Consider the following 20,648-nt stretch of genomic DNA (forward strand, 5'->3'; position numbering starts at 1 on the left):
CCCGGGGGAGGGGCAGGTGCCATTCTCGGCCGGTTCCCCGGGCCGCCTTCGGCGCGTGGGCTCGTTCGGCGCCCCGGGCCGGCTCGCCGCGCCGCCCGTCGTAGGCTGGCCCGACGACGCCACCGGCGGGCAGGCGGCGGCGGCCGCCCGGTGACGGCCGCGCCGCCCGTACCACGGCGGCGCCGACGTCGTTGCCCCGCGCCACGCCCGTACGGGAGGTCACCTCGTTGAGCGTCCCGCCCGACACGCTCGTGCCCTGGCCGCACGTCGCCGACCTGATGGGCGGCTGGCCGGACTCCCTGACCGTCGAGGTCTACGACGGTACGGGCCCGGCCCCGGCGGACCTGTCCGAGGTCCGGCTCTACGTGCTGCCGTACGCGAAGGGACCCGAGACCGTCCGGCTCGCGGGCCGGATGCCGAAGCTGGAGGTCGTACAGAGCCTCAGCGCCGGCGTCGACGCGCTGCTGCCGCACGTCCCACCGGGCGTCACGGTGTGCAACGGCCGGGGCCTGCACGACGCGAGCGTCGCCGAGCACGTGGTCGGACTGATCCTGGCCGCGCAGCGCGAGCTGCCCCGCTGGGTCCGCGACCAGGCCGAGGAGCGCTGGCGGCCGCACTTCACCCGTTCGCTCGCCGGCTCGCGGGTGCTCCTGCTCGGGTACGGCTCGATCGGCGCCGCCGTCGAGGCCCGCCTGCTGCCCTTCGAAACGACGGTACGGCGCGTGGCGAGCCGTCCCCGCCCGGCCGAGTCGGTGCACGGCGTCGACGAACTGCCGGACCTGCTCCCGGACACCGACATCCTCGTGTCCACCCTGCCGCTCACCGCCGAGACCACCGGCCTCCTCGACGCCCGCCTGCTCGCCGCGCTCCCCGACGACGCCCTCGTCGTGAACGTCGGCCGCGGCGGCACCATCGACACCGCCGCCCTCCTCGCCGAGACCCGGTCGGGCCGGCTGCGCGCCGCCCTCGACGTCATGGACCCCGAACCGCCCCCGCCCGGCCACCCGCTCTGGTCGACGCCGAACGTCCTGATCACCCCGCACGTGGGCGGCGGCTCCGCGACGTTCTACCCCCGCGCCGAACGCCTGATCGCCGAGCAACTGCGCAGGTACGCCGCCGGAGAGCCGCTCCTCAACCAGGTCACCCGCCCGGCCTGACCGGGCGACGGCACGCGCCCGGCCGGTCGCACGCGGGAGCGGATCACCCGCGCGCGTCGGCGGGTACCCCCGGCTGATGGTAGGTGAAGACGATCTTGCCCGTACGGTCGTAGGCGGTGACGTCGACCGACCGTTCGATCAGCTTGGTCCCCTTGGCGAAGGGCACCACCACGCCGCCGACGAAGAACCCGTTGGAGATCGTCGCGGTGACCGGCTCGCCACTGCCGTACCGGACGGTGACCTTGGTGACCTGTGGCCTCACCAGGCCGACCCCCGCGAGCATGTACGGCGCCGCGCCGTACGCGGTGGCACCGCCGCCGAGGCCCTGAACGGACACCGGACCCTTGATGTTCGCCAGTCCGTACCCGGTGGGGAAGGACCAGAAGTTGGCGGTCTGGTGGGGCAGGCGGTCCAAGGCACTGGCCTTGCCGGAGCGGTCGAGCAGGCAGGTGCGGTACCCCTGCGAACTGCCCAGCAGCACGATTCGGCCGGCCTTCACCGGTTGCGAGGCGAGCAGGCGGAAGTCCCGTGCCCGGTAGCCCGGCCCCGTGGGCACGCTCAGTGGCCGGTGCCCGGTCGGGCGCCGCTCCGGAGGGAACCTCGGATCGGTCGGCATGCACTCCCGTACGACCGCGCGTCCGGCGGCCGTGTCGGCGGGCAGTCCCTCACCCGCGGCCGGATCCGACTCCGTCGCCACCGTCCGCGTCTTCTCCACGGGGTCCCCGCCCGCCTGGGTGACGGCCACCACGGGCACCGCGACCGCCGCGGCCAGACCGGCCGCGATGACGGATCCGACGGCCGTGCGGCGCCGGACCGCTCGGCGCAGCGCCTGCTCGGCCAGCCCGTCGACCGGCCGCGCCCGGTCGGCGATGCCGTCCATCACGTCCTTGATCATGTCGTTCGTCATGTCAGCCCCTTGTCGGTTCGAGGTGAGCGGCCAGGTCAGGACCGAGTTCGCGGAGGCGGGCGATCGCCTTGGCCGCCTGGCTGCGTACGGTGCCGACCGAGCAGCCCATGATCTGCGCGACCTCGCTCTCCGGGAGGTCCTCGAAGTAGCGCAGGACCAGGACCGCGCGTTTGCGGGGCGGCAGGGCGAGAAGGGCCCGTTCCAGCAGCAGCCGCAGATCGACCTCGCCGCTGCGGTCGGCGACGACCTGCTCGGCGAAGGACGCGGCCATCACCGTCTCCCGCCTGCGGCGCTTCTAGCGGTTGATCTGCTCGTTGTACATGGCGCGCCGCACGTAAGCCTCGGGGTTGTCGCGGACGTGCCGCCATCGGACAGCGGTCTTCGTGAGGGCGGTCTGGAGAAGATCCTCGGCGGCGTGCTGGTCGTTGGTGAGCACGTACGCCAGCCGGATGAGACTGTTCGACCGCGCCGCGACGAACCGCGTGAAGCTCTCCTTGGCCTCTCGGTTCACGGCGCCTCCTTTCTGTCACCCCCGTAGACATCCGGCGACCGGACGGCTATGCCGCCGAGCGTCGAACTCGTCGAGGAAGGGCGACCTCCGGCTCCGGACGCCGCCCCGCCGCTCGCCGCCGATGGCCGGAAGAACGTCGCCGAGGTAGCGAAGCCGAACGAACCGGGGGGGTGTTGCCAGGTACACCGTCGGATACGCCGGTTGGGACCAATGTGCGACCCACCCGTCGTCCAGCAGAGTTGATCACGTCACCGACCGACACACCCTGAACCTGGAGACGTAATGGCTCGCGCTGGAACTGTGGCCCGACGTGCGACGGCCGGTCTGCTCGCGGCGGCGGTCGTCACGACCGTCGGCGCACCGCTCGCGCACGCGGCCGACCGCCAGACCCCCACGAAGGTCACGAGCGGCACGGCCGACGGGCGGCAGCCGAAGGGGCTGCGGACGGCCGTCGACCGCCTCGTCGCCGACGGGCAGCCCGGCGTCATCGTGATGACGCGCCGGGGGAACAAGGTCACCCACCTCGCCGCGGGTGTCGCGGACCAGAAGACCGGCACCCCGATGGACCCCCGTTTGCAGATCAGAATCGCCAGCATCAGCAAGACGTTCACCGCGACCGTGCTGCTGCAACTGGTGGCCGAGCACCGGCTCTCCCTGGACGACACCGTGGACCACTGGCTGCCCGGCGTCGTGCGGGCCGGCGGCAACGACGGCCGCCACATCACGGTACGGAACCTGCTGCAGCACACCAGCGGCCTGAACGAGTACGCCCTGGACCCGCGAATCCAGACGCAGCCCGAGCGCGTGTGGAAGCCGCGGGAACTGGTCGACATCGCGCTGGAGAAGAAGCCGCTGTTCGAGCCGGGCAAGGGCTGGAGCTACGCCAACACCAACTACATCCTCGCCGGGATGATCATTGAGAAGGTCACCGGGCATCGAGTCGAATCCGAGATCGGCCGGCGCATCATCCGGCCGCTCGGCCTGAAACACACCTCGATGCCTCAGGGCACCGGCTTCTCCGGCCCGTACGTCCACGGCTACTACGGCTCGTACGGCGATGTCAGCACCTTGATCAGCCCGTCCAGCGGCTGGACCTCCGGCGGCATGATCTCCACCGTGGACGACGTGGCGAAGTTCCACCGGGCCCTGTTCACCGGCCGGCTCCTCCCGCGCGCCCAGCAGCGCGAGCTGACCACGACCCGCGCGGTCATCGACGACGGCACCCCGGAGAACTACGGCCTCGGCGTCTACCGCGTACGCCTCCGCTGCGGCAGCGCCTGGGGCCACGACGGCGGCTGGCCCGGCTACCGGACCTGGGCGTACACCAGCAAGGACGGCAAGCGGCAGGCGATCATCTCCTACAACCAGACGGACGAGAGGCTCCAAGCCGACCCGAACTTCCGCGCCGACCTGAAGAAGGTCGCCGAGGCCGCCTTCTGCGGCTGACCGGACCGTACGGCGGCTCGGCGGTCCGACCGCCGAGCCGCCGACACGAATCACCGCTCGCGCGTCCGGCTTCAGAGGACGTCGGCGAGGCGGTCCACCTGGTTCGGGTCGAGGCCGTAGCAGTAGAGCATGACCTCGTCGGCGCCCAGGTCGGTGAAGGCGGCGATCGCGTCGCGGATCTCGCCGGGCGTGGTCAGCATCCCGGCGACCATCCGGTCGGCCATGCCGGTGAAGGTGTAGTACGCGTGCATGCGGGCGTGGGCGTCGTCGACCACGTCCTGTGGGCCGAGCGCGGCGTTGACCTGGGCGACGATGCGGGGTTCGCCGTCGCGGCCGTACTCCTTCCAGAACCCGCGGACGGTGTCGAACAGCCCGCCCGCCCAGGAGGGCGCGGCGGCGGCGAGGAAACCGTCGCCCCAGCGCGCGACGCGTTCGAGCGCGACGGGCTTGAACCCGCCGAACAGCACCTCGGGCCCGCCGGCCCGGGCGGGCGCGGGACCGATCGGGCCGACCTCGTCACCGTACGGCTCACCGGCCCAGACGCGGCGCAGCACCGCCATCTGCTCGTCGAGCCGGCGACCGCGGACACCGACGGGGACACCCGCGGCCCGGTGATCGTCCTCGCGACCGCCGACGCCCAGACCGAGGACGAGACGGCCCCCGGACATCCGGTCGAGGGTGGCGGCCTGCTTGGCGAGCAGGGCGGTGTCACGCAGCGGCGCCAGCAGTACCTCGGTCTGGACCCGGACACGCGACGTCGCGCCCGCGAGAACGGCCAGCGCCACCAGGGGCTCGGGGTTGTCGAAGACGAGGCGGTCCAGCAGGCCGAGCGTGCTGAAAGGTCCGGCGTCCGCGCGCCGCGCCCAGTCGAGCAGAGTGGCCGGGTCGCCGATGGGCAGACCGATACCGACGTTCATAAGTGAGCACCTCCGAAGGGAAGGGTCGACAAGGACACCTGCCGCCCCCTCGGCACCTGATCGAGGTGGGACGCTCCCGCTCTGCGGCGTACTTCCGGGCGAGCGCCTCTTCGAAGTGATCTCACTGTAGGACGAGCGCCGTTCGCCCGGCAAGCCGAACGATCACGACCGGACGGAGACCACCGACCGCCTCCCGGCCGAGGTCCGCGCGCCTGTGCCATGATCGGGACCCGCCGTACCACCATGGAGAGGACCGCGATCGTGTCGGCATCCGCTGAGTCCCTGATCGCCGACATCCCCGCGTTCGCGCCGTACGCCCGCCCGGCGACCCTGCTGCGGCCGACGGCGGGCACTACCGGTGCCGGTGACAGCTCCGTGGGCGGGCCGCTGCTGTGGCCGGCGGATGACCCGTGGCCGGTCTGCCCCGCGCCCCACCTGGTGCAGGTAAGCGAGAAGCTGTCGGACGAGGAGCGCGAGACCTGGCAGCGGATCGACCACGCCATGAAGGAACGGCACCGTCAGAACCCGGGCCGGGGCTATGAGGTCACGGAAGAGGAGGCCCGGATCCAGACGGAGATCATGGCGGGCGCGTCGGCGCTCGACATGACGAACTGGGAGAGAATCCGCTCGGTGCAGGACACCTCCGGTCCCGGGGTCCCGATGGTCCCCGTCATGCAGCTCTACGCCCGGGACGTACCGGGAGACCACTGGCCGGCCGGGATGGACGTCCTGCAGGTGCTGTGGTGCCCGAACGACCACAGCGACCTCCCGGGCCAGCCCTACTACTGGGGCCCCGCCGTCGAACTCCGCCATCGATCGTCGTCCACCGTGCAGACGACGCTGACGCACCCTCCCCGGCCGGACCGCGCGGACGAGTCCTACCTCCCGCACCCGTGCACCATTGCCCCGCTGGAGATCGTCGACCTCCCGGAACAGGACGAACTGCCCGAAGACCTCTTCGACGAGGGCGACCGCTGGGCGGAGGCGCGCGGCCTCGAGTTCAACCGCGGCCTGGCCTGCCGTCCCGGCTGGAAGGTCGGCGGCTGGCCCAGCTGGCACCTCACCGACTTCACCCCCATCGACTGCTCCTGCGGCGCGCGCATGCGGTTGTTCCTGACCATGGACAGCGGCGACGACCCGGACATCGTCGTCGGCCGCCACGGCGAACTCCGCGTCTTCACCTGCCCGGCCGACGCCTCCCACCCGATCAGGCTGAACATCCAGTAACGGTCTTCCCGGAGCGCCTCTCGTACGAGAAAGGGATCCGGCGCCATGCCGACTCTGATCCGCCGGACCTCCGCCGAGGTGGGGGTGGACGCGTCCACGGCCCCAACCGCGACGACGGCGACCCCCGTACGGACGGCGACCCGGTGGAGGAGTACCTGATCCAGGTATGGCTCGCCCCGCGCGAGCCCGTCACCGTCAAGTCGCACAGCGAGACCGCGGCCCTGTGGCGGAGCCGGTGAGGCGCCGAAGCCACCGTACGATCCGCGCGGCGGCCGCGGCCACGTAATCCCGTGGCGTGGGCGCCCGACGCGCGCCAGGATGAAACGCCATGGGGCAGCGCGCGAACTTCGTCCTGGTCGACGACACCGGCTGGCGCCTGTACTACGACCACTGGGCCGCCGGCCGGATCTGCTCCGTCCTGGTCGCCGGCCCCGAGGCGGCCACCCGCTTCATCACCGCCCAGCACCAGCGCGCGCAGGACGAATGGCTCGACGACATCTGGGGCGAAGGCGGCGCGCTGGTCGACCATCGCACCCGCCGGCTCGTCTTCTACGGCGACGACCTGATGCTGGACCTGCCGGCCAAGCGCGTCTTCACGCGCCTGCTGTCGCGCACCTGGCCGGGATGGGACGTCCGCTGGGCGTACGACGGTCTGGGCGACTTCGCCGCCCACGTCGGCCTCGACCGCGCCATCGTCCGAGCCGCCGGCGACCCGGAGATGCCGGACGACCTGCAGCCGAACCCGTCGAGGGACTGGCCGCCGCACCTGGTGACCGTACGGGACGAGGCGGGCCGGCTCCTCGTGTACCCGTTCGACTGGGCGGACGACCACAGCGCCTGGCAGGGCCCCGGCCTGCTGGACCGCCTCCCCGCAGACGGCCTCGCCCAGGTGCACCTGCCCGTCATCCCGGACGGCGGCCTGCACGTCGACGTCCGCTCCCGTACCGCCGGCGCCTGGTCGATCGAGCCCGTCCCCGGCCTACTGCCCAAGCTGACGGACCTGTGGCCCGGCTGGCGGGTTTCGTTCTGGGCGGACCGGTACGAGGAACAGGCCCGCCGCTGCGGCGAAGCGGTCACCTTCCCGCCCCTCGACCTCCCCGCCGCCCTCGACGAACTCCTCGCCGCCATCGCCAAGCGCCTCGGCCGGAACCCGGTGCCCGACATGCTCGAACTGGCACGCCGCCTTGACCCCACCACCGGCAAGGCCCCCGACGTCGAGCTCCACCCGCTGTTCACCGCCCACACTCAGGTCGACCCGACCCCGACCGAATGGTCCGCCGTCCTCCGCGCCGCCGCCGGCCTGCGGAGCGAGCTGTAGGACCTACGCCGGGGAGGCTCATGGCCGCCCGAAAGTGCGCAGTTTGCCCCAGTAGGCTCTCCGCACCGACGGGGAACGGGAGGGATCCGATGGGCCTGAGGGACCGGGTGGGCGATGTGCGACGTACGGCGTCGGCGGCACTCGACACCGGGGCGCACGCGGTCCGCGCCACCGGACGCGGCGCGACCCAGGTCGGCGGCACCGCCGCCGCGGCAGCCAAGGACGGCAACGACTGGGTGATGGACCAGCTCAGGTCCGTCCCGCCGCCGGTCCTCCCCCTGACGGAGGAGTGGCGCTTGTCGATCGGCGCGCTCATCACCCGGCACCCGAAGGCACCCGCCCTGATCGGCAAACTGCTGTCCCCGCTGGACAGCTTCGGCGCGATCGCGGTGGGGCCGAAGGAAATCGGCTTCGACGGCGACGAGGTCGAGTGGGAACGTGTTCTGGAGGTTCGCACCCGCACGGCGGCCGAACTCGCCTCCGGCGCCATCTGGGACTTCGCCATCGACGACCTACGCAACCGGCTCCCACCGGTCCCCGGCCGCAAGTGGGCCGTCACCAAGGTCCTCCAGATCGTGATGGCCATGGCCGTCGACCTGGAGGACCGGATGGAGGACGACCCCGAGGGCGAACTGCCAGACCGAGTGGCCTGCGAGATCGTCTACCGAGGCCGAATCCGCAAGGAGAAGACCGTCGCCGCCGGCTTGTTCTCCAGCCTCGCCCTGTGCACGATGCCCCATGTAGGCGAGGCCCTCGCGCTGAGCGCCGCCGAGCGCGGCATCCCCGTCGTAAACGCCGAGCCCCACAAGACCCTGTCGGTCAACGAACGCATAGCCACCATGCGCAAACACCGAGCCGCCCTAGCCGCCAGCGCCGGCGAACTTCAGGCAGCCTCGGACGAGTAGTGGGAGCGTTAGCCTGCCCGTATGCCTGCCGATTCGCGCCCGACCTCGTTTCGACCTCGCGTTCGAAGCTCTTGCCTTGACTTGCTTCGTGATCTCAGTAATGCCTGGCCTGAACCGTACTGAATCCACATGTCGAACGTTCGTCCGCGTTATCGCTCAGCCTGCTGTGACCTTGGCGTAGTGGAATACGTCCGCAGGAAGCTCATGGGCCAGTTGCCAACGGATACGCATGGGGCGCTCGCCGTCATGACTCCTGTACGTCATCGGCCCGGCGTAGGTGAACGGATCGCCCTTGTGCTCGCGGATGAAGAGATGGACGCTTGACCCTCGCTCAGCGTGGTGGATGTACCGCTGACCGGTCTCGGAGACCTCGCGGGTGAGGTGCTGGGACTCCCACTGGAACTCCGTCGGGCTGATGGCTCGGTCGCTGTACATCGTCTGCGGCGAGAAGTGTTCCTCTGTCTTGTTGATGGTCACGAAGAAGATGTCGGCCTGCTCCTCGGGCATCCAGCGAACGCCTGCTACCCATGACCGCGGCTTCTCCATACCGAAGGCAGCCAAGATTTCGTCCTTGGTGTAGGTGGCGTGAAGGCGGAGAGGGATGTGGCTCGCCTCCGTCCACGAGGGGGTGATGCGGTGAAGACGTGCTCTCAGCACCTCGGTGATCTCGAGCATCTCATCTCTCCGGGCCGGGTTCCGCCAAAAGCGATCAAGGTTCCGAGTGAGGACATTTAGCGGCAGGCTGCTGTCGACAGATGCATGGAACATTGCCAGAAGGCGTCGCTGACGAGCATCGAAAGCCTCCGGCCGAGGCGGTTCGTCTCGTGAGAGCACATCTCGGATGAAGGTGATCCGCTCGGGGTCATCTATATGCAGCATGCGGCTGATCGCGGAGGCAAGACTACGGTCATCTTTGAGGTCTTCCGGGAGCCGTTGTTCAAGACCAGCCTCGCGGCGAAGGCCGACCCAGCCTCCTCGTGAACCGGTGTACAGATCTTCGAGCTCGAGCCCAGTCTCCTCGAGGAACGCAGCCAGACTCTGCTCCGCCAAGCTACGCATCTCGGCCACGATCGCCTTCTTGTTCGCGTTAAGCGCCTGCTTGAGGTTCTCCAACACCAGCTTGCTGACCTCGCGATCGAGGTCGATGTGGCAGCCGGCGGGCAGGGCGGGGAATCCGTTATGGATGTCGCGTTCGAGCTGGCGTGGGCTGTCACCGGTCAGCGCCCGGTACCGCAGGTCGAATCGGAAGTTGGCGTTCTGACGCCCGACGAAGTCCAGAACCGTAAGACAAGGCTTGTCGTCGGCGAAGCGCAGGCCACGGCCGAGCTGTTGGAGGAAGACGGTGGCGCTCTCGGTGGGACGTAGGAAGAGCACTGTGTCGATCTGGGGCACGTCGACGCCCTCGTTGAAGAGGTCCACCGTGAAGACGGCGTTGATCTTCCGACTACGTAGGTCTTCTAGGGCCTGCTCCCGCGCGGCGCGATCGGTGGCGGAGGTGACCGCGACCGATGGGATCCCCGCTTGGTTGAAGCGCGTCGCCATGAACTCCGCGTGCGCGATGCTGACGCAGAAGCCGACTGCGCGCATAGCGCGGACGTTGGTGAGCTTGTCCGCCAGCGCCTTGATCACCATGGCGACACGCGCTTCATGGCCGGTGTAGAGGTTCGTCAGCTCCGTGACGTCGTAGCCAGTGCCACGTCGCCATGTGATCTGAGACAGGTCAGTCGCGTCGTGAATCCCGAAGTAGTGGAACGGGACGAGGAGGTCTCGTTCCAGCGCTTCCCACAACCTGAGCTCTACGGTGGGCTTGCCGCCGTCGAACCAATGGAGGATGTCGGCACCGTCTGCGCGTTCTGGTGTCGCTGTGAGGCCGAGCAGTGCCTTCGGCTTCAGGTGATCGAGTAGCTGGGTGTACGTCGATGCCTCCGCATGGTGGAACTCGTCCACGATCACCATGTCAAAGTGGTCCGGCTCGATCTCGAGACGGGATAGCGACTGGATCGACGCGAAGACATGCTTCCACTCTTGGGGGCGTTGCCCATCGACCATGAGCTCACCGAACGAGCCATCTTGCAGCGTCTGCCGGAAGGTCAAGAGACTCTGCTGCAAGATCTCCTTGCGGTGCGCGACGAACAGCAGCGACTTGACGGTGCCTTGTGCCAGCAGCCGCTTGTAGTCGAGTGCGGCCACGACCGTCTTGCCGGTGCCGGTTGCCATGACGGCGAGGTTGCGCCAGTGGTCGTGTAGCTCGCGTGCTGCCTGGAGCTCGTCCAGGATTTCGCGCTGGTAGGGGTACGGCGTAACCACAATGTTGGTGATCTGGAGGGGAAGATCGGTGGGACCCCCGGCTTCCTTACTGAGGGCCTCGTCGAGTCGCTGGGCATCCCGGCCAGGGTCGTAGCTTTCGAAGGAGGGATCCGCCCAGTACTCCTCGAAGGTCGCCTCGAAGGTATCCAGCAGGTGCGGTTGCTCCACACGCGCGAGCCGGACGTTCCACTCCTTTCCCTCCGTCAGAGCTGTCTTGGACAGGTTGGACGACCCGACGTATGCGGTGTCGAGCTGAGAAGCTCGATGGAAGAGCCACGCTTTGGCGTGGAGCCGGGTAGTGCGCGTCTCGTAGCTGACCTTGACCTCGGCGCCCATCTGGATGAGGCGATCGAGAGCTCTGCGCTCCGTTGCTCCGATATAGGTCGTCGTGATGACCCGCAGCTTCCCTCCGCGCTCGACGAAGCGGCGAAGGCCGTCCTCGATGAGCCGGAGTCCATGCCACTTGATGAACGCGCAGAGCAGGTCGACGCGATCCGCGGACGCAAGCTCCTTGGCGACCTCTCGACCGATCTGTGGTTGATCTCGTCCGTTGACGAGAAGGGCGCTCATCGAAAGCGGGATATCCGGGCGGTCCGGGAACACGACAGTCCCGTCAGGCCGACGCTCAGGCGCAATCCCGAGCAATAGCTCCTGTCCATCTGCAATGAAGTCACGGTCGGTAACCGAATCGGTGACAACGGATGCAATAGCTTCAGCGATGCGATTAGCCGCCGCTACCTGGGCGGCAAGCGAATCCTTCTCATCGGCTGCCTCCTTCACCACCTTCAGCGCACGACGCGTCAGGTCACCAAGGTGGCGCGTAAGCAGCTCATCAGCGTCCTCTTCGGTGAGGCGTTCCTTATGGACCAGGTCGCTGTCCACAGAACCCAGACGTTGATGCATGTCGACGGTGAGGAGGTGCTCATAGACGCCAGGAGCGAGTTCGGCCATGGGAGCAACCGTACGTCTCACCGACGACACTCCAACAGGGAGCGTGCAGCAGAAGCGCGGTAAGCCCGATTTGGCGTAGATTGTCGCGCATGCCTTGGGACATCGCTGAGGGTGACGAGCTGCTGCGGCAAGAGGTCCACAGACGACACGGAGGGCAGACACAGGGAGGCATCTCCACTCCAAAAGGGTCAGCGGAGATTCTTCTCTTTAAAACTAGTGGAGGTCGTGAGAACGGCTATAACTTCGACGGCCCACGACGTGATGGTAGCTATCACTATACAGGCGAAGGACGAACAGGAGATCAAGACTTCCGTCGCGCAGGAAATCGTGCGATTCGGGACCACGGCAGCATCGGAAAGCGGTTGCGGGTCTTTGAGCAAACCCGGCGATCCTATGTCCGGTATCGCGGCGAGTATGTGATAGACGCGGCATGCCCTTATCGCTTCGACGAGGCTCCGGATGCCGAAAAAGAGATGAGGCGTGTGATCGTCTTTCATCTTTGGCCTGCTGGAAAAGTGGGTCGGCTTGATGTCGGTCACCAAGGCGCTCGGGCGAGCATCAAAGATGTTGAGCTAGAAGCTAACAACACTGAGAGATTCCGGATCAATCGCAGCAAGCCGGAGACGGAAGGTGAACGTCGTGAGGCTGCGCTGGTGCGCCGCTACGCTGCATGGTTGAGGGATCGCGGGCATGAGTCGAAGCAGCGCAAGATTCTGCTGCCTGACCGCGCTTCTGAGCTGAAGATCGATCTGTTGGATGTCGCTGCTGACGAGATCGTTGAAGCTAAGGGATCGGCGAGCCGGATTCATATCAGGCTGGCGCTAGGGCAGATTTTGGATTATAGCGAGCATGCTGGAGCGATGTATCGGGCTGTGCTTCTCCCCGGTCGGCCATCTCCAGATATGATTAGGCTACTACTCAAGTACCAAGTAGCCTGCATCTTTGAGGGTCATGAGGGTGGCTTTCAGCGTATCGACCCTGATCGTTCTGAAGTAAGAGCTAGCTCATAGGAGCGTTCCCTGTCCTTGTTAGGGAATCTGCGGGTAAGCGGCCGAGTCGCTACGGGATGCAAAGTTCCTATTCTTCGACCACTCCGACCTCAACGCACTGGCCGTTGGAACTGGATCGGCTGCTCTTGCGCCAATCAATCCGGGACAAGTCATCCATCGCCTGCCCCTCCCCTCGCTGAGTACTCACCGGCCACGCGTGTTAGAAGCTGTCTGGTGGCATCTGGGCTGATTGCGACAGCTCTGAGGTGTTCGTAGAGCCCAGTGTAGCGACGTACGTCTACTTCCTCTTCGAGGAAAAGGTCGCCGGCCATGCTGTCGATGTAGACAACAGACGGGTCACCGGGGAACTGGAGCACGACGAACGATCCCGGCATGCCAGGGTGCGCGCCAGTGTCGAACGGTACGACCTGGAGCGTGACGTTCGGTCGTTCCATGGCCGAGATGAGGCGCAAGAGCTGGGCGCGCATGACGGTTGAGCCACCAACGACACGGTGGAGCGCGGCTTCGTCGCAGATCGCCCAGAGGTGGAACGTGGGGTCACGATCGAGGATCGCTTGGCGTTCCATCCTGACTTGGACTCGCCGGTCGACGTCTTCTCGGCTCAGCGATGGCATGCCACCGGGGATGACGGCGCGTGCGTAGTCCTCGGTCTGGAGTAGGCCGGGGATGTAGAGGCTCTCGTAGTTCCAGACGCTCCGAGCTTCGTTTTCGAACTCGATGTAGGCGCTGTACTCCTCGGGTAGCTCGTCCGTGTACGCCTGCCACCATCCGGATTGCGTGGAGTTCTTGAGGAGCTTGGTGAGGGCTCGCTGCTCCTCGGGCTCGACCTCGTACAGCGTGAGCATTGCAGCGAGCGTGCGTGCTTGTGGACGGACCTTCGCCTTCTCGATTCGGTAGAGCGTGGCCTTGTTGATTCCGGTGGCGTCTGCAACGTCCTCCCTGCTCAGGCCGCGAGCGGTACGTAGCCGGCTCAAGCTTCCGGCCAGGCGACGCAGCCGGACAGTGGGGCGAGGGTGAGCAGGCATGGGGGCCTCCTTGGAGAACTATGCAACCTGAATCCTATGCAACAGGTTGCATTGATCTTCATTGCAGGTTCACACTGAGCATCCGACACTTTACCGAGCGTGGTGATCGCATGAGGCCAACCGTCGCATTCTTCCCCACGCAGCAGGACCAGGCCGTCACCCTGGCTGCTGCACCCAACGCCGTCCCCCTCGCCCGTCGCCTGGTTGCCGAGGTGGCTCGGCACTGGCACCTCCCGACCGAGCTGATCCACGACACAGAAACGATCGTGTCCGAACTGGCCACGAATGCACTGAAGGCCACCGATGGCTTCCATCAGGCCATGGGGATCACCGAGATCGGCCGTATCCGCCTACGCCTCAAGTGGACGAGCCCGAGCCTCTTCACCGAGGTCTGGGATATCAACCCAGTCCTCCCGACCAAGCGCCAGCCGAACGACCTCGATCTAGACGGCCGGGGCCTGGGGATCATCGAGATGCTCAGCGCGCGCTGGGCGGCTGTGCACTGCAAGGGGGGCGGCAAAATCGTGTGGGCCGAACAACGTCTCTGCTCGTACTAGCGGAGTCGTAGCGCCTTCACCGCGCTGGCTAGGCTCCGCGACGCCAATGTTGAGTACCGTCCGACGAGACCCGCCAATCGAGATGCCGGCGTTCCTCAGGTACTGCGTCGCAACGCTGCCGCACCGTACCGGCGTACGAGCGGCTCGAGGTAGTCCACGTGCGGCCCCTCCAATGCGGCAACCCCATCCGGACCGGTCACCATGGCGATCCAGTCCAGTTCCGGGACGCCTCCCAGAGCCCGCTCGGCGGCCACTACGGTCTCGAAGCGCTCACGCAACTCCGCCTCTGGGCGAGGCGGGGCGAGGAAGACCACACCGACGTTCCGGGTCTCGCCTCGGATGATGACCCACAGATGCAGTTCCTCAGGCGCGAGGTCGACCCCGATTTCTTCCACCAGTTCTCGCGTGGCGTGGCGCCGCAGGGCGGGTTCGTCGAGCATCCCGTCTCCCTCAGGCGGCTCCACGGAACCGCCGGGAAGCTGCCATAGGCCCGGAGCAGCGGTTGACGAGGACATTCTCCCCACCAGTACGCGCCCACCCTCCGTCGGCTGTACGACACTCACGAACAGGGACGGCAACCCCGAAGTGTTGCCGGGAACCCGACGCAGCGCATAGTGCCGGTAGGTGACCCGCGCCCACGACAGGACGAAACCGCGCGGCCCGTCCCTCTCCATTCCCGCACAGGCCGCCACCGGCCCGTCAAAGAGACTCGGGTTCGCCTCGACCGTCTTGTCCCATACACGGTCCCTAGCATGTTCATCCTCAGGCGACAACCGCGGCGCTTCGACCTCCACCAGGCGAAGCCGGTGAACCCCGAAGAACTCAACAGTCACCAGCTGGTCGCAGAACTGAGCGCCGGAACCTTGGTCGTCTCTGCTGCGAGCCAGCCTGTGGCGTCGGTCTCGCGTTCTCGAATCATGAAGATGCCTTCGGCGGCGCGGACCTCGTACGGCAGCCAGTCGATCGCCAGTCGCCGGGCCACCCAGTCCACTACCGACCGGACCCGCGGAATCTGAGGATCGTCGGTGTGGCCGTTGGGCACGAAATGCAGATCCAGGCCCTGGCGGACGAGGTCGAGTAGCGGGACACCGCGCTGGAGCCCGACCGAAAGCGTGACGGCGTAGATGTCCATGAGCCCGGCCTGGGTCTGGCCTTGCTTGCCCCACTGGATGAACACCTCACCGAGCGTGCCGTCCTGGCGGCCGTTTGTGGTCAAACAGAACCGCTCCCCGCCGATGGTTACGGCGGTGGTCAGGCCGGCCCGGCTCCGTGGCATGTGCCATTGGTGCTGCGGGCGCGGGGGGAGCGTCATATCCGCCTCCATGGCCGGTTCCACGATCTGTGGGAGGTTCGCTGAGTCTGGCAACTGCATGTGCTGCGCGGGGGAGCCTAGTGAGCCAGACGGTCACGGCGCGGGATGGCTCGCCGACGTCTACCCGACGGACCCGGCGGCGGGGTGGTGATCGGGGGCCATACGCTCGTGTGATGGGACATGACGATCTTCCGACTCTCGAACTCGCTCTGCCCGGTCCGCTGCGGGACAGTGGGGTGGCCGCGATCCTGGACGGGCAGAAGACGGCGCTCACCGGGCTCCTTGAGATTTACAAGCACGCCGGGGAGGCGGTGCCGGAGGCCGGGCAGCGGTTCGCCGTGGTGGACTCGGACGGGCAGCCGGCGGTGGTGATCGAGCTCGTCGAGGTGCGCGTCGTTCCCATCAAGGAGATCGACGACGACTACGCCCTGGCGGAAGGGCGCGGGTACGCCGACGCGGCGGAGTGGCGGGCGGCGCACGAGGAGTTCTTCCAGAGCGAGGGAGTGAGCGAGTATCTGGGGCACACTCCCGTCATCGACGATGACACGCTCGTCGTCGCCGAGCGCTTCCGCGTGGTCGAGGCCGGCGATCCCGGCCGGTCCTGACCGAGGAGGCGAGGCGGGAGCCGCTTGTCGCGAACCGCCGTGCGGCCGGGCGTCCCGGAAGGACGCTCGGCCATCATGGTGGCCCATGAGCCGATTGCCCACGCTGTCCGCCACGGAAGTCACCTCGGACCGACTCGTCCTGCGCAAGGCACGCGACGCCGACCGCGAAGGGCTCATCGAAATTTTCACCGATCCCGAGGTCCGGGCGTACCTCGGCGGTCCGATGCCCCGCGGCGAGATGGAGAAGTTCCTCGACGCCTTCGGCACCGCGAACACGACCTCCGAGCCCGGCAGCTTCATCATCGCGGACAACTCGACGCACCGGCTCATCGGAATTCTGGGGCTCGGCCGTCGGTCCGCCGACCGGCCCGGGCACCTCACCGAGGACGGTGAGGAACTGGAACTGTCCTATGTCCTGCGGCGCGGCGCGTGGGGCGCGGGGCTCGCGTTCGAGGCCGCCGCGGCGGCGTTGCGTGCCGCCGCCGACGAGCTCCCCGACCAGCCGGTCCTCGTCGTGACCCAGACGGCCAACGAGCGCGCCTTGAAGCTCGCCGCCCGCCTCGGCTTTCAGCCTGTCGACACCTTCGAGCAGTTCGGCGCGGAGCAGACGCTCAGCACCGTACGGCTGCACACCTTCAAAGCCTGAAGGACCGAGCTAGCCTCGCACCTGTAACTGCAGATGGGCGGATAGCCGGGTGGCAACAGGCGGAGAGCTTGGAACCCACGAGCGAAAGAGCCCGGCACAACGGCCGGGCTCTCGTTGGGGATTGGACCACTCCTCAGGAGTAGTCGATCCCGGTGTTGGCGCTGCCGCCGCCGGTGGCGGTGGCGTCCCCGGTGCCGATCACGATGACGGTCTCGGGACGGGTCCTCCGACGACGCCCCATGAAACCGCGGGTCGAGCCGGAGCCGTAGTTGATGCCGGTGACGGCGGTGCTGCCGTCGCCGGTGGCGGTGGCGTCCCCGGTGCCCATCACGAGAACGGTCTTAGGCCGGTTCCTCCCACGAAGCCCCGGGAGCCCGCCGGTCGAGACACCGCTGACGGCGACGCTGCCCTCGCCGATTGCGGTGGCGTCACCGTTGCCGTCGTTGGTGGTGAAGACCCCGTTGTCGTCCGTGCCGCCGGTGGGGACGTGGCCGTCGCTGACGCCGCTGACGGCGGTGCTGCCGTCGCCGGTGGCGGTGGCGTTCCCGGTACCGATGGCGAGGGCGGTCCGAAGGCGGTTCATCCGAAGCCTCATGATTCTGTCTCCCCTGTTTCGCTCCCGCAGATGCTGCGAGACGTCTTGAAGAGGGACTGTACGGGGAGGGGGTGACTCGGCTACGCATCCCGGCCCGTGGACTTTTCGGCCGTGCCGACCGCTCTGGCCGGGCTCTCAACCCGGCGCTTGGACCCACGCCCGGGTGTGTGTTCGAGGACCTAGGCGGTCTCACCTGGGAGGCTAGGATCGGCCCGCAGCCGATCGCGGAGGCCCCGATGCCGTTGCTCGTGCGCCTGCGGCCGAACGGGCCGTACGTGCTGTTCACGCTGGCCGCCGTCGTGGCGGTGGTGTTCGGGGTGACCCGGGCCGACCTGCTGGGAGCGGTGATCGCCGTGGCCGGCGCCGTGGTGCTGGTGCTGTTCGGTGGTCCGATCATCGTCAGCACGGTGTGCCGGGTGCCGGTGCTGGCGGTCGACGAGAGCGGAATCCGCCTCCCGCTGATGGGCGTGCGGTTGAGCTGGGACGAGGTGGCCTCGGTCCGGCGCAGCGCCGCCCTGCGCGGCAAGACGAGCACCCCGGTGCTGCTGATCGTTCCCACCAGACCGGAGATCGTCGTCGTCCGCGTGCGGCCGTGGTTGCTGCGCGAGGCGCGCGGCAATCTGGCGCGGTACGGCACCCCGATCGTCCTGTCCGACCTGTCCCTCGACCACTCGATTGACGACATCGTCACCGCCGTACGTCGTCGGCGACCGGCGACGGGTGAGGTGTGACCGGCGATCTCGCGTGCACAGGACCGACGGCGGCTGGGGCATCGGCGGCCACGTGCTGACGCTGGCCGAACTCCAGCAGACGCCGGAAGGCTGAGCGCGGGACCGGCCACGGCCCGTCCGCGCCGATCTCTCCGCGCGTCCGGGCCGGGCGGTACGGTCCCAGGTGATCTCAGCCTCGGGAGGGTGCCGGATGTGCGTGTCGACGGCGGCGTCGCGATTCTCCGGCACGATCCTGTACGGCGGTCGGGCCCGGCATCCCGAGCACGGCCGGGTCGACGTGCTGGGCTATCAGAACACCGCGGTCAACCTGGCGAGCGGACCGAACGCGATGCTCCTGCACGTGCCCGCCACCGGCATGACGCCGGCGAACTTCGTCGACACCGGCCACTGCCCGCGCGTCCTGCGGGACATGGTCGACGCCCTCGCTCCGCCGACTCGCGGTCGGGTGTTCGTGCCGGAGGGCTGCGTGGCGGCGGCCGGCGGACCACCGCCCGTCCAGGTCTTCGACCATGACATCTACACCGTGGTGCTGGCCACCGACCCCACCCTGATCCCTCAGGCGCTGGAACAGGTGCCCGAGCACCGACGGATCCGGCCCAACACGCCGCTGTTCGACTTCTACGCCGCCCGCTACCCCGGGCACGCGATCATCGTGTGCTGCTTCGACAACACCGAGGCGAGATCGGCCGATCCACTTCTCCTGTGGTACCGGCCGCACAGTCTCCGCCAGCTCGTCCTCCCGGCGCTGGACTGCCACACCGGAGGCGTCCCCGACCTGACCGCACACGTCCCCACCGACCACTGGGTCATCCTCGGCCGCGAGAACCCACCGGCCTCCTGGGGCGTCCCGGTCACCTACACCGCCGACGACAGCCGTACGGGACACGGGCGATTCCCCGACCGGCACGGGCCCGCCGCGCCGTAGCTCCCATCCCGCGTGATCGGCGCGCGCTTCGGCAGCGCCATGCCGAACGGGGACTTCACCATCCCGTACACCGACGTCATGCGCGGTGACCTCGGCGCCCTCCGTCGCACCACGGCCGCGGCCGCGTGACCGCTCGTCGCCGAGCGCCCGGCGGCTACGGCAGAAGCTTCACCCGGATCGCGGCGCCGTGCTGGGGGCGCGTGCCGGAGGGGACCAGGTGTCCGCCGTCCTGCCAGGTGTACGTGACGGCGGCGGGCGGCAGGGAGGGACAGCACTCGGGGTCCCGCTCCGCGTAGTGCGGGTAGGTGATCCGGAAGTAGCCGGGACCGCCGGTGAGGTCCCGTACGGCGTCGGCCTCCGTGACGGCGTCCCAGCCGAGGAACCGCGTGCCGTGCCAGAAGAAGACGAGCTGGCCCTTGCCGTCCGCGGTCGGGTACCGCCGGCCGACCACGGCGGTGAGGGTGCCGCCGTGCCGGTCCGACGTGGTCACCGGTGTGCGGTCGCGAACGAAGTGCGTGGACGGGTCCGCCGCCTCGACGGTACGGGTCAGGACGCGCTCGACGGCGGTACGGTCCGGGACACCGACGGCGGGAGCGGCGGTGGCGCCCGTCGGTGTGGGCGGCGAAGAGGGCGCGGGACTCGACGCGGCGGCGGCCGGCGTGGTCGGGGCCGAGGACGCCGACGGCTGGGCGGAGGATTCGTCCGGTCGGCAGCCGGCCGCGGTGACGACGGCCAGGAGGACGACCGCCGCCGCCCGGGACCGTGCGAGGGCGTTCTCGTCGATCACGGCAACGACTTTCTCAGACACCCGATCGTCCCGCCGCGGCAATCGAGATCGTAATTCGCGCGGATGGGATCGCAGGAGCCACCACTGATCGTCGGGAATGGCGGATCTTGAAGTCGTTTCGGCGTCCGAGATCTCGCCGCTGGACCGGCGCGGTGGCAGGAAGCAAGTCTGACCTGCGGGTTCTTGCGGGCAGGTGGCGTGATTTGACCTTGCTACCGCGGCCACGTAGAGTCCTCGTTGCCTGCGGAGGAGACGCCGAAAGGTAGTCGGCCCCCAGGAAGACACCCCACGAAAGCTCGTGACAGAGGCATCTCTGGCACGGGGTAGAGTAGGGCGTCGACCCGGTCGAGTACGTGACGCCGAATGGCGGCGCGGTCGCCGGGAGCCTCCCAGCGGATGATTACCGAAGTCTCCGATTTCGGTGGTTAAATGTTGGGCGGCGCCGAGAAGTGATCCCGAGTCGGTCAATTCGACAAAGGAAAACAAATCGGTAAGATTGAGGAAACAGCCCCGAACGGGAAACTGGAAACAGAATCCCGACGGTGTGTGTCCGTTTCTTGAGAACTCAACAGTGTGCTAAAAGCCAGTGCCTTTATGGTCCTCGCTGATCGTGGTTGGCTCTTCGGGGTTGGTCATGGTTGGTTTGGATTCCTTTGGCAAGAATGATTCTTGCCGGGATTGTTTTTCTCTGCAAAGGTTTGGCGGCCGCCCTTCGGGTGGTTGTCGTTTGGCCTTAACGGAGAGTTTGATCCTGGCTCAGGACGAACGCTGGCGGCGTGCTTAACACATGCAAGTCGAGCGGAAAGGCC

Annotated in this window: 22 protein-coding genes and 1 rRNA gene; 12 read left to right on the forward strand and 11 right to left on the reverse strand. The window is 67.9% G+C overall.

What is annotated here, in order from left to right; all coding sequences use genetic code 11:
* Positions 1-278 precede the first annotated feature (278 nt).
* On the forward strand, positions 279-1,157 hold the full coding sequence (locus tag AB0K82_RS26170; RefSeq protein ID WP_364401606.1) for a 2-hydroxyacid dehydrogenase: 879 nt from the start codon (positions 279-281) through the stop codon (positions 1,155-1,157).
* Positions 1,158-1,200: 43 nt separating this feature from the next.
* Here AB0K82_RS26170 and AB0K82_RS26175 read toward each other — a convergent pair whose 3' ends face one another.
* Genes AB0K82_RS26175 through AB0K82_RS26185 form a run of 3 tightly spaced genes read right to left on the reverse strand, consistent with a single transcriptional unit; the run spans position 1,201 to position 2,575 of the window.
* Entirely contained in the window at positions 1,201-2,064 is an 864-nt protein-coding gene (locus AB0K82_RS26175; protein ID WP_364401554.1) for a hypothetical protein, read from the reverse strand.
* Between the two features lies 1 nt (position 2,065).
* Entirely contained in the window at positions 2,066-2,335 is a 270-nt protein-coding gene (locus AB0K82_RS26180; protein ID WP_364401556.1) for a sigma-70 family RNA polymerase sigma factor, read from the reverse strand.
* A 24-nt stretch (positions 2,336-2,359) separates the two neighbouring features.
* Entirely contained in the window at positions 2,360-2,575 is a 216-nt protein-coding gene (locus AB0K82_RS26185; RefSeq protein ID WP_364401558.1) for a sigma factor, read from the reverse strand.
* 300 nt (positions 2,576-2,875) lie between these two features.
* Between AB0K82_RS26185 and AB0K82_RS26190 the strand changes: the two genes are divergently transcribed.
* A complete protein-coding gene (locus AB0K82_RS26190; RefSeq protein WP_364401561.1) occupies positions 2,876-4,021 on the forward strand; it encodes a serine hydrolase domain-containing protein in 1,146 nt (381 codons plus the stop codon).
* Between the two features lie 71 nt (positions 4,022-4,092).
* Here the strand turns inward: AB0K82_RS26190 and AB0K82_RS26195 are convergent, their stop codons facing one another.
* Positions 4,093-4,938: an LLM class flavin-dependent oxidoreductase gene (locus tag AB0K82_RS26195; RefSeq protein ID WP_364401563.1), complete on the reverse strand. Its 846-nt coding sequence runs from the start codon at positions 4,936-4,938 to the stop codon at positions 4,093-4,095.
* A 261-nt stretch (positions 4,939-5,199) separates the two neighbouring features.
* Here AB0K82_RS26195 and AB0K82_RS26200 point away from each other — a divergent pair, with 261 nt between their 5' ends.
* The 3 genes from AB0K82_RS26200 (at position 5,200) to AB0K82_RS26210 (ending at position 8,388) form a co-directional block, all read left to right on the forward strand.
* Positions 5,200-6,165 carry a hypothetical protein gene (locus AB0K82_RS26200; RefSeq protein WP_364401565.1) on the forward strand — a complete coding sequence of 322 codons (966 nt, stop codon included), beginning with the start codon at positions 5,200-5,202 and terminating at the stop codon, positions 6,163-6,165.
* 328 nt (positions 6,166-6,493) lie between these two features.
* Entirely contained in the window at positions 6,494-7,483 is a 990-nt protein-coding gene (locus tag AB0K82_RS26205) for a hypothetical protein (RefSeq protein WP_364401567.1), read from the forward strand.
* Positions 7,484-7,572: 89 nt separating this feature from the next.
* Positions 7,573-8,388 (forward strand): hypothetical protein, encoded by an 816-nt coding sequence (locus tag AB0K82_RS26210; protein ID WP_364401570.1) that lies wholly within the window; start codon positions 7,573-7,575, stop codon positions 8,386-8,388.
* Positions 8,389-8,544: 156 nt separating this feature from the next.
* On the opposite strand, the gene AB0K82_RS26215 is transcribed toward AB0K82_RS26210, so the two are convergent.
* Complete coding sequence (locus tag AB0K82_RS26215) at positions 8,545-11,646, reverse strand: DUF3427 domain-containing protein (RefSeq protein WP_364401572.1); 3,102 nt, start codon at positions 11,644-11,646, stop codon at positions 8,545-8,547.
* 89 nt (positions 11,647-11,735) lie between these two features.
* Between AB0K82_RS26215 and AB0K82_RS26220 the strand changes: the two genes are divergently transcribed.
* Positions 11,736-12,656 carry a hypothetical protein gene (locus tag AB0K82_RS26220; RefSeq protein ID WP_364401574.1) on the forward strand — a complete coding sequence of 307 codons (921 nt, stop codon included), beginning with the start codon at positions 11,736-11,738 and terminating at the stop codon, positions 12,654-12,656.
* A 67-nt stretch (positions 12,657-12,723) separates the two neighbouring features.
* Here AB0K82_RS26220 and AB0K82_RS26225 read toward each other — a convergent pair whose 3' ends face one another.
* Complete coding sequence (locus AB0K82_RS26225; RefSeq protein ID WP_364401577.1) at positions 12,724-12,813, reverse strand: DUF397 domain-containing protein; 90 nt, start codon at positions 12,811-12,813, stop codon at positions 12,724-12,726.
* A complete protein-coding gene (locus AB0K82_RS26230; protein WP_364401579.1) occupies positions 12,806-13,681 on the reverse strand; it encodes a helix-turn-helix transcriptional regulator in 876 nt (291 codons plus the stop codon). Before AB0K82_RS26230 ends, AB0K82_RS26225 begins: the two co-directional genes overlap by 8 nt.
* 110 nt (positions 13,682-13,791) lie before the next feature.
* Between AB0K82_RS26230 and AB0K82_RS26235 the strand changes: the two genes are divergently transcribed.
* Positions 13,792-14,238, forward strand: a complete 447-nt coding sequence (locus tag AB0K82_RS26235) for an ATP-binding protein (protein WP_364401582.1) — start codon at positions 13,792-13,794, stop codon at positions 14,236-14,238.
* Between the two features lie 95 nt (positions 14,239-14,333).
* Here AB0K82_RS26235 and AB0K82_RS26240 read toward each other — a convergent pair whose 3' ends face one another.
* Together AB0K82_RS26240 and AB0K82_RS26245 are read right to left on the reverse strand one after the other, a co-directional pair.
* On the reverse strand, positions 14,334-14,912 hold the full coding sequence (locus AB0K82_RS26240; RefSeq protein WP_364401608.1) for an NUDIX domain-containing protein: 579 nt from the start codon (positions 14,910-14,912) through the stop codon (positions 14,334-14,336).
* Between the two features lie 155 nt (positions 14,913-15,067).
* Positions 15,068-15,550 (reverse strand): hypothetical protein, encoded by a 483-nt coding sequence (locus tag AB0K82_RS26245; protein ID WP_364401584.1) that lies wholly within the window; start codon positions 15,548-15,550, stop codon positions 15,068-15,070.
* A 173-nt stretch (positions 15,551-15,723) separates the two neighbouring features.
* Here AB0K82_RS26245 and AB0K82_RS26250 point away from each other — a divergent pair, with 173 nt between their 5' ends.
* Both AB0K82_RS26250 and AB0K82_RS26255 read left to right on the forward strand, forming a co-directional pair.
* Complete coding sequence (locus tag AB0K82_RS26250; protein WP_364401587.1) at positions 15,724-16,155, forward strand: ASCH domain-containing protein; 432 nt, start codon at positions 15,724-15,726, stop codon at positions 16,153-16,155.
* Between the two features lie 85 nt (positions 16,156-16,240).
* Entirely contained in the window at positions 16,241-16,801 is a 561-nt protein-coding gene (locus tag AB0K82_RS26255; RefSeq protein ID WP_364401590.1) for a GNAT family N-acetyltransferase, read from the forward strand.
* Positions 16,802-16,934: 133 nt separating this feature from the next.
* Here AB0K82_RS26255 and AB0K82_RS26260 read toward each other — a convergent pair whose 3' ends face one another.
* Positions 16,935-17,384 carry a hypothetical protein gene (locus tag AB0K82_RS26260; RefSeq protein ID WP_364401593.1) on the reverse strand — a complete coding sequence of 150 codons (450 nt, stop codon included), beginning with the start codon at positions 17,382-17,384 and terminating at the stop codon, positions 16,935-16,937.
* Between the two features lie 248 nt (positions 17,385-17,632).
* On the opposite strand from AB0K82_RS26260, the gene AB0K82_RS26265 reads away from it, so the two are divergent.
* The gene (locus AB0K82_RS26265) at positions 17,633-18,127 is read left to right on the forward strand and encodes a hypothetical protein (RefSeq protein WP_364401595.1); all 495 of its coding nucleotides are present in this window, start codon (positions 17,633-17,635) and stop codon (positions 18,125-18,127) included.
* A gap of 190 nt (positions 18,128-18,317) precedes the next feature.
* A complete protein-coding gene (locus AB0K82_RS26270) occupies positions 18,318-19,052 on the forward strand; it encodes a hypothetical protein (protein WP_364401598.1) in 735 nt (244 codons plus the stop codon).
* A gap of 154 nt (positions 19,053-19,206) precedes the next feature.
* On the opposite strand, the gene AB0K82_RS26275 is transcribed toward AB0K82_RS26270, so the two are convergent.
* A complete protein-coding gene (locus AB0K82_RS26275; protein WP_364401600.1) occupies positions 19,207-19,839 on the reverse strand; it encodes an LppP/LprE family lipoprotein in 633 nt (210 codons plus the stop codon).
* 733 nt (positions 19,840-20,572) lie between these two features.
* On the opposite strand from AB0K82_RS26275, the gene AB0K82_RS26280 reads away from it, so the two are divergent.
* Positions 20,573-20,648 (forward strand): 16S ribosomal RNA (locus AB0K82_RS26280); the annotation flags it as partial.

This window comes from Actinoallomurus sp. NPDC052274, from assembly GCF_040679475.1.
Classification (GTDB): Bacteria; Actinomycetota; Actinomycetes; order Streptosporangiales; family Streptosporangiaceae; genus Actinoallomurus; species Actinoallomurus liliacearum.

Excerpts from the sequence above, each read along its gene's own strand:
- AB0K82_RS26220 (WP_364401574.1), top strand. The coding sequence starts at position 11,736 with ATGCCTTGGGACATCGCTGAGGGTGACGAGCTGCTGCGGCAAGAGGTC.
- AB0K82_RS26215 (WP_364401572.1), bottom strand. The coding sequence starts at position 11,646 with ATGGCCGAACTCGCTCCTGGCGTCTATGAGCACCTCCTCACCGTCGAC.
- AB0K82_RS26225 (WP_364401577.1), bottom strand. The coding sequence starts at position 12,813 with ATGGATGACTTGTCCCGGATTGATTGGCGCAAGAGCAGCCGATCCAGT.
- AB0K82_RS26260 (WP_364401593.1), bottom strand. The coding sequence starts at position 17,384 with ATGAACCGCCTTCGGACCGCCCTCGCCATCGGTACCGGGAACGCCACC.
- AB0K82_RS26205 (WP_364401567.1), top strand. The coding sequence starts at position 6,494 with ATGGGGCAGCGCGCGAACTTCGTCCTGGTCGACGACACCGGCTGGCGC.
- AB0K82_RS26180 (WP_364401556.1), bottom strand. The coding sequence starts at position 2,335 with ATGGCCGCGTCCTTCGCCGAGCAGGTCGTCGCCGACCGCAGCGGCGAG.
- AB0K82_RS26175 (WP_364401554.1), bottom strand. The coding sequence starts at position 2,064 with ATGACGAACGACATGATCAAGGACGTGATGGACGGCATCGCCGACCGG.
- AB0K82_RS26170 (WP_364401606.1), top strand. The coding sequence starts at position 279 with ATGGGCGGCTGGCCGGACTCCCTGACCGTCGAGGTCTACGACGGTACG.
- AB0K82_RS26265 (WP_364401595.1), top strand. The coding sequence starts at position 17,633 with ATGCCGTTGCTCGTGCGCCTGCGGCCGAACGGGCCGTACGTGCTGTTC.
- AB0K82_RS26195 (WP_364401563.1), bottom strand. The coding sequence starts at position 4,938 with ATGAACGTCGGTATCGGTCTGCCCATCGGCGACCCGGCCACTCTGCTC.
- AB0K82_RS26210 (WP_364401570.1), top strand. The coding sequence starts at position 7,573 with ATGGGCCTGAGGGACCGGGTGGGCGATGTGCGACGTACGGCGTCGGCG.
- AB0K82_RS26250 (WP_364401587.1), top strand. The coding sequence starts at position 15,724 with ATGGGACATGACGATCTTCCGACTCTCGAACTCGCTCTGCCCGGTCCG.
- AB0K82_RS26270 (WP_364401598.1), top strand. The coding sequence starts at position 18,318 with ATGTGCGTGTCGACGGCGGCGTCGCGATTCTCCGGCACGATCCTGTAC.
- AB0K82_RS26255 (WP_364401590.1), top strand. The coding sequence starts at position 16,241 with ATGAGCCGATTGCCCACGCTGTCCGCCACGGAAGTCACCTCGGACCGA.
- AB0K82_RS26230 (WP_364401579.1), bottom strand. The coding sequence starts at position 13,681 with ATGCCTGCTCACCCTCGCCCCACTGTCCGGCTGCGTCGCCTGGCCGGA.
- AB0K82_RS26235 (WP_364401582.1), top strand. The coding sequence starts at position 13,792 with ATGAGGCCAACCGTCGCATTCTTCCCCACGCAGCAGGACCAGGCCGTC.
- AB0K82_RS26245 (WP_364401584.1), bottom strand. The coding sequence starts at position 15,550 with ATGACGCTCCCCCCGCGCCCGCAGCACCAATGGCACATGCCACGGAGC.
- AB0K82_RS26240 (WP_364401608.1), bottom strand. The coding sequence starts at position 14,912 with ATGGAGAGGGACGGGCCGCGCGGTTTCGTCCTGTCGTGGGCGCGGGTC.